Origin of the sequence: Actinophytocola sp. (genome assembly GCF_036002505.1) — a bacterium.
In the GTDB taxonomy this organism is placed as follows: domain Bacteria; phylum Actinomycetota; class Actinomycetes; order Mycobacteriales; family Pseudonocardiaceae; genus DASYTH01.
On sequence record NZ_DASYTH010000470.1, the window covers coordinates 1 to 6,459 of the forward strand.

Below are 6,459 nucleotides of genomic sequence, written 5' to 3' on the forward strand. Positions count from 1 at the left end.
GCGCCGCACCGTCCACGTACGGGACGTCACCCATCCCCTGGACAGCCGGTTCCTGGCCCGCCCGGACGAGCCCCTCGCCGCGGTCATCCGGCGCACACCCCTGCGCCCCGCCCAGGACACCGTGATCGTCATCGACGACCGCGGACCCATCGGCATTCTCACCGCGACCGACGTCCGCAGAACGTCCACCAGGGCAGCGTAATGGACGCTGCCGGCGGGAACCGACTGCTGACCGCACCGCCGACCGTCGACAGTGGACTGCCGGCGGTGCGGGAGCTGTCCCCGCACGAGGTGTTCGCCGCGGCCGGTTCCGCACCGCGCGGGCTGACGTCGGCGGAGGCGGTGGTCCGGCTGGCCGAGCGGGGCCGCAACGAGCTGCCCAGCGCGCCGCGCGCGTCGCTGGTGCTCCGGTTCCTCGGCCAGTTCACGGATCTGTTCGCGGTGGTGCTGCTGGTGGCGGCAGTGTTCACGCTGGCGGCGTACCTGCTGGGCGATCCGCCGGATGCCGGGAATCTCCAGCTGGCGGTTGCGATCGTGGCGGTGGTGCTGCTCAACGCCGCGATCGGGTTCGGGCAGGAGTACATGGCGGAGCGGACCGCGGAGGCGTTGCGGGCGATGGTGCCGCACCGGGCCGGCGTGCTGCGTGACGGCGAGCGCGTCGAGGTGCCGGCCGCCGAGCTGGTCGTGGGCGACGTGGTGGTGCTGGAGGCGGGCGACGCGGTGTCGGCGGACTGCCGGGTGGTCGAGGCACACGAGCTGGCCGTCAACAACGTGGCGCTGACCGGGGAGAGCGACCCGGCCGGGCGCACCGCCGAGCCGGTACCCGCGAGCGTGCCGCCGATCGAGGCGCGCAACCTGGTCTGGATGGGCACCACGGTCGCCACCGGCGCCGGCAAGGCGGTGGTGACCGGCACCGGCACCGGGACCGAGTTCGGCCGGATCTACCGGCTCACCGCCGAGACCGCGCCGGACCGCAGCCCGCTGCAGCGGCAGATCGCCGGCATGGCGCGGCGGGTGGCGCTGGCGGCGTTCGTGCTGGGGGCGCTGCTGTTCGCGGTGCGGCTGCCGCTCGGCGGGCCCATCGTGGCCACGTTCGTGTTCGCTCTCGGCGTGATGGTGGCCTGCGTCCCGGAAGGGCTGCCGGCCACGCTGTCGGTGGCGCTGGCGATCGGTGTGCGGCGGATGGCCCGCCGCCAGGCGCTGGTGAAGAAGCTCGTCGCGGTGGAGACACTCGGCTCCACGACGGTCATCTGCACGGACAAGACCGGCACGCTCACCAAGGCCGAGATGACCGTGCAGCAGGTCTGGGCGGCCGGCCGCACCCACCGGGTCACCGGCGCCGGCTACGCGCCGGACGGCAGCGTCGAGGATCCGGAGCCGGTGCTCGATCTGGTGCGGGCGGCGGCATTGTGCTGCGACGCCCGGCTGCTCCCACCGTCCGGGAAGGACGGATGGCGGATCCTCGGCGACACCACCGAAGGCGCGCTGCTGACGCTCGCGGCGAAGGCCGGGCTGGACCTCACGGCCGAACAGGCCGCGGCGCCGCGGGTCGGCGAGTTCCCGTTCGACTCCGCCCGCAAGCTCATGACCACCCTGCACGAGCGCGACGGCCGGGTACGGGCTTTCGTCAAGGGCGCGCCGATGGAGCTGCTTGCCCGCTGCACCAGCATCCGCGGCGAGTCCACTATGGACGATACGGCGCGGCGGCGGGTGCTGGCCGCGAACGACGCCATGGCCGCCTCGGGGTTGCGGGTGCTGGCCGTCGCGGTCCGCGAGGTCGACGACGCCCGGGTCGGCCAGAATGAGGCGGAGAGCGGGCTGACGCTGCTCGGCCTGGTCGGCATGCTCGACCCGCCGCGCCCGGAGGTGGTCGAGGCGGTGAAAGCCTGCCGTGGCGCGGGAATCCGGGTGGTCATGGTGACCGGGGACTACGCGCTCACCGCGGAGGCGATCGGCCGGCGGGTCGGCATCCTGACCGCGCCCGGCCCGCCGCGCACGGTCACCGGCGCGGAGCTGGACCGCACCGGCGACGACGCCCTGCGTGATCTCCTTACCCGGCAACAGGATGTGCTGTTCGCCCGGGTCAAGCCGGAGCACAAGATGCGGGTGGTCGGCGCGTTCAAGGATCTTGGCGAGGTGGTCGCGGTCACCGGCGACGGCGCGAACGACGCACCCGCGTTGAAACGGGCGGACATCGGCGTGGCGATGGGCGCCTCCGGCACCGATGTGGCCCGCGAGGCCGCGGTGATGGTGCTGCTGGACGACTCGTTCGCCTCGATCGCGGCCGCGGTGCGGCTGGGCCGTTCGGTCTATGCCAACATCCGCAAGTTCCTGATCTACCTGTTCAGCCACAACCTCGGTGAGCTGGTGCCGATCCTGACCGCCACGTTCGCCGGCTTCCCGCTGGTGCCGATCAACGCCATGCAGATCCTGGCCATCGATCTCGGCTCCGACGTGCTCCCCGCGCTGGCCCTGGGCACCGAGCCGCCCGAGCCCGGAATCATGGACGCCCCGCCCCGCAAGCGGACGCAGCGGCTGTTCTCCGCCGCGCTGGTGCGCCGGTTCCTGTTCCTCGGCAGCATCCAGGCCATCGGCGCGACGTTCGTGTTCTTCTGGCACATCCACACCGCCGGAATCCCGTTCAGCGAGTTCACTGCGGACAATCCGGTGTACCGGGAGGCCCTCACCATGACCCAGGCCGCGATCGTGGTCAGCCAGGTGTTCAACGCCTTCACCGTGCGTAGCAACCGGCTCAGCGTGTTCCGGCTCGGCCTGCTGTCCAATCCGGCACTCATCGGCGCCCAGCTCATCGGCGTGGCGATCATGTGCGCGATCAGCTACGCGCCGCCGCTGCAGGCGATCTTCCACACCGCCCCGCTGTCCCTTGCCGACTGGGCGCTGGTCACCGCGTTCGGCGCCCTGGTGCTCGTCGCCGACGAGATCCGCAAAGCGTTGCTCCACCGCAGGAAGGCCACGGCATGAAGCTTGCGGAATGCCAGGCGAGGGAGTTGGCCCACCGCGACGACGGCAGGCCGAGGAACGAGGTCTGCCCGAGGAACGGTCCAGTGACCCACCACCCGAGGCGACCCACGACCACGGCCAACACTCCCGAGTTGGAGGACACCGCATGAAGCTTGCGGAATGCCGGGCGAGGGAGTTGGCCCACCGCGACGAGGTGGGCCCGAGGAACTGGGGTCTGGGGGCTTGCCCCCAGTGGAACACGGTCTGCCCGAGGAGCGGTCCAGTGACCCACCACCCGAGGCGACCCACGACCATGGCCAACATTCCCGAGTTGGAGGACACCGCATGAAGCTTGCGGAATGCCAGGCGAGGGAGTTGGCCCACCGCGACGAGGGTAGGCCGAGGAACGAGGTCTGCCCGAGGAACGGTCCAGTGACCCACCACCCGAGGCGACCCACGACCATGGCCAACATTCCCGAGTTGGAGGACACCGCATGAAAGCGATCATCATGGGCTGCGGGCGGGTCGGCTCGACGCTCGCGCACCAGCTCTCCGTGGACCGGCACGACGTCTGCGTGCTGGACCGCGACCCGGACTCCCGCGAGCTGCTGCCCGCCACCTTCACCGGACGGTTCCTGGTCGGCAACGGCTACAACCGCGGGCTGCTCGAGCAGGCCGGCATCGGCACCGCCGACGCGTTCGTGGCGGTGACCTCCGGCGACAACACCAACATCGTCGGCGCCCGGATCGCCAAGGAGGACTACCGGGTGCCGCAGGTCATCGCGCGGATCTACGATCCGCGCCGCGCGGACATCTACCAGTCGCTCGGCATCCCGACCGTCGCCAGCGTCCGGTGGACAGTCGGCCGGATCAGCCAGCTGCTCCGGCACCGCCATGTCAACCCGGAGGTCAGCTTCGGCAACGGCGAAACCTTGCTGGTGCGGGAGATCCTGCCGGACTGGCTGGCCGACCGGCCGCTGCGTGACCTCGAGGTGGACGGCGAGATCCGGGTCGTCGCCGTCACCCGGGGCGGCCATTCCTTCCTGCCCACGAGCGAGAGCCACGCCCGGCCCGGCGACGCGGTCAGCTTCGCCGTCGCCACGAGCGCGCTGGACCGGCTCCGCTCCTTCCTCGCCAAGGAGCTCGGCACATGAAGGTCCTCATCGCCGGCGCCGGCCGGCTCGGCGAGCAGGCCGCCCACCTGCTGGCCGCCACCGGCCACCAGGTCACCGTCATCGACCGCGACCGCACCCACCACAGCGACCACCGCATGATCCACGGCGACGCCTGCGAGCCGAGCATCCTCGAGGCGGCCGGCGCGCACAACGCCGACCTGCTCCTCGCCTCCACCGGAGAGGACGAGGACAACCTCGTCATCGCCCTGCTCGCCAAGCGGCAGTTCGCCGTCCCGCGCACGCTCGCCCGGGTCAACGACCCCGACAACACCTGGCTGTTCGACCAGCGCTGGGGCGTCGACGTCGCCCTCCCCGCCGCCGCACCCCTGGTGTCGCTGATCGAGGAGGCCACCGGCTCCACCGACACCGTCGGCCTCGTCCGCCTCGCCACGGCCGGCGTCACCGTCATCGAGACCCACCTCGACGAGCACTCCGCCGCGGTCGGCCGCGCCCTCGCCGACCTCAAGCTCCCCCCGGGCACCGTCGTCGCCGCGGTCATCCACCAGGCCCAACCGGTCGTCCCCGGCCCGGACTACCAGTTCCACCCCGGCGACACGGTCCTCCTGGTCACCAACGCCGCCACCGAAGCCGACGTGCACAACGCCTTCCAGTTCAACGGCTGACAGTGGTGAGGAAGGTGCGCCATTCGGTTGGGGTGAAAGCAAACGCGCCACCCTGAGGGTGCTTGCTGTCGCGCAGGCCGACCAGGCCGTCGGAGCTGAAGTTGACCTCGACGCAACCGGTGCCGTTCGCCTCGCTCGCGGTCGCCTTGAACCAACCACCCGAGCCGAAGACCGAGGCCGCGGTCCGCGAGTCGTAGGTCCGCATGGTCAGGACCCTTTCACGATGTCCTGGTACTCCTTGAGCACCCGGCGGAGGAACCGCCGCGAGTCATATTCTCCCAGCGCCGCGCTGCGAATGACCTCCCACCGTCGTTGAAACAATCGCATCGCATCCTCGTCGTCGATGGTCGCCGAGCCGATCTCGTACTGGACACTGACGAAGTCGCCCATGGTCGCGCTGTTGAACTGCAGGAACGTGAAACCGTAGTTCGTCGCGGGGAAGTGCGCGTCAAACGGCAGAACAAGGATCGTGATATACGGCCTCTCGGACAGGGCGAGCAGGTGCTTGAGCTGGGTGATCATCATGGCTGGATCGCCCATGTGCCGGCGCAGACACCCCTCGCTCAACACGAATGTGCAGTCAGGCGGCGAATCCTGACCGAACATCGCCTCTTTCCGCGCCAGCCGCGCCCGCACCAGTTTCTCGACGTTGACCTGCCCGTACAGCTCGAACTGCCGGCGCATGTAGGCCTCGGACTGGATCAGGCCGTCGTGTGCCTCCAGGTGCACCGCCTTGATCACCCGGGCCTCGCGCTCGACCTCCTGGTACTCACTCCACCACGCCGGGCTCGAGCTGGTGTCCACCCAGACGCCCCGCTCCCCGTAGGGCGATCGGGCGAACTGCCGGAGCTCCTCGGCCTTGGCGCCCACGATCTTGTAGGTCCCCAGGAGCTTGTCCAGGTCGGCTTGCTTGATCCGGGCCGTCTGCGCGGTCTCGATCTTGTTGACCCAGCCCTGGCTGTGCCCGACGATCTCGGCCACCTGCTGCTGGGTCAGCTCATGCTCCTCACGCGCATGGCGCAGGGCGATGCCGAGCCGAACCCGACGATGCGACGGCGTGCCGGTGGCCACGGAGCGTTACTCCCCTCCTCATCGCGAACCAGCCATCCAGGCGATGGTCAGTCCGATTAAATTCGATTAGTATCATTCTAACAGTCAGTAGCCGTAGGAGGACACGATGCTAGCCAAGGCCAGCTCCGACCCGACGCCGGAGGGTGCGCAGCCCCTGGACCCGTTCGCCCAGGATCCGGCCGGAATCGAGCCGCTGTGCGGTGGGGAGGAGTTCGCCGCGGAGATGCGGCTGATGGTCGCTGAGGACGCGCCCCGCATGTTCGCGATCGTGCAGGAGTACGGCGACCGGGTCGACGCCCGGCTCGCTGCCTGGGGCCTGGCGTTCGAAGACCACGCCGACGCGATCACCGTCGGGAACGGCATGCACCTCAGCGCGCACTCACCGAACGCCCTCGTGCGGCGGTTCCGCACCGGAAAGCACGTAACCCCGCACGTGGTCTGGGTGGAGGGCCAAGTGCCATGAAGGACTCCTTCGGGACGTTGAGTGTCAATGCCAGGGACTTTAAGCCGGGGTGAGTGTTGATCACGGTTGGTGGGTGATCGGCGTGGTGAGCTGACGGGCAACGAGGCTCCGCGCTAGGACTGGTGATTGTCGAAGATCATCAGTTGGAGCGGGGAGCCTCGTTGGT

6 protein-coding genes and 1 pseudogene are annotated in these 6,459 nt (G+C 69.9%); 5 read left to right on the forward strand and 2 right to left on the reverse strand.

The window, feature by feature from the left end; translation table 11 throughout:
- From VGR06_RS41415 to VGR06_RS41430, 4 genes and pseudogenes are all read left to right on the forward strand, one after another.
- Positions 1 to 202: pseudogene (locus VGR06_RS41415) on the forward strand (peptidase); the annotation flags it as partial.
- Positions 202 to 2,982, forward strand: a complete 2,781-nt coding sequence (locus tag VGR06_RS41420; RefSeq protein WP_327564729.1) for a cation-transporting P-type ATPase — start codon at positions 202 to 204, stop codon at positions 2,980 to 2,982. The pseudogene VGR06_RS41415 and the gene VGR06_RS41420, both read left to right, overlap by 1 nt.
- A 473-nt stretch (positions 2,983 to 3,455) precedes the next feature.
- Entirely contained in the window at positions 3,456 to 4,115 is a 660-nt protein-coding gene (locus tag VGR06_RS41425; RefSeq protein ID WP_327564730.1) for a TrkA family potassium uptake protein, read from the forward strand.
- Positions 4,112 to 4,759 carry a TrkA family potassium uptake protein gene (locus tag VGR06_RS41430; RefSeq protein ID WP_327564731.1) on the forward strand — a complete coding sequence of 216 codons (648 nt, stop codon included), beginning with the start codon at positions 4,112 to 4,114 and terminating at the stop codon, positions 4,757 to 4,759. Before VGR06_RS41425 ends, VGR06_RS41430 begins: the two co-directional genes overlap by 4 nt.
- On the opposite strand, the gene VGR06_RS41435 is transcribed toward VGR06_RS41430, so the two are convergent.
- Both VGR06_RS41435 and VGR06_RS41440 read right to left on the reverse strand, forming a co-directional pair.
- Positions 4,749 to 4,964: a DUF397 domain-containing protein gene (locus tag VGR06_RS41435; RefSeq protein WP_327564732.1), complete on the reverse strand. Its 216-nt coding sequence runs from the start codon at positions 4,962 to 4,964 to the stop codon at positions 4,749 to 4,751. The two genes, VGR06_RS41430 and VGR06_RS41435, sit on opposite strands and share 11 nt — an antisense overlap.
- Before the next feature lie 2 nt (positions 4,965 to 4,966).
- Complete coding sequence (locus tag VGR06_RS41440) at positions 4,967 to 5,830, reverse strand: helix-turn-helix transcriptional regulator (RefSeq protein ID WP_327564733.1); 864 nt, start codon at positions 5,828 to 5,830, stop codon at positions 4,967 to 4,969.
- A 106-nt stretch (positions 5,831 to 5,936) separates the two neighbouring features.
- Between VGR06_RS41440 and VGR06_RS41445 the strand changes: the two genes are divergently transcribed.
- Positions 5,937 to 6,293 (forward strand): hypothetical protein, encoded by a 357-nt coding sequence (locus VGR06_RS41445; protein WP_327564734.1) that lies wholly within the window; start codon positions 5,937 to 5,939, stop codon positions 6,291 to 6,293.
- The last annotated feature ends 166 nt before the right edge of the window (positions 6,294 to 6,459 follow it).

Coding starts and splice junctions, on each gene's coding strand:
- VGR06_RS41430 (WP_327564731.1), top strand. CDS start 4,112: ATGAAGGTCCTCATCGCCGGCGCCGGCCGGCTCGGCGAGCAGGCCGCC.
- VGR06_RS41420 (WP_327564729.1), top strand. CDS start 202: ATGGACGCTGCCGGCGGGAACCGACTGCTGACCGCACCGCCGACCGTC.
- VGR06_RS41435 (WP_327564732.1), bottom strand. CDS start 4,964: ATGCGGACCTACGACTCGCGGACCGCGGCCTCGGTCTTCGGCTCGGGT.
- VGR06_RS41445 (WP_327564734.1), top strand. CDS start 5,937: ATGCTAGCCAAGGCCAGCTCCGACCCGACGCCGGAGGGTGCGCAGCCC.
- VGR06_RS41425 (WP_327564730.1), top strand. CDS start 3,456: ATGAAAGCGATCATCATGGGCTGCGGGCGGGTCGGCTCGACGCTCGCG.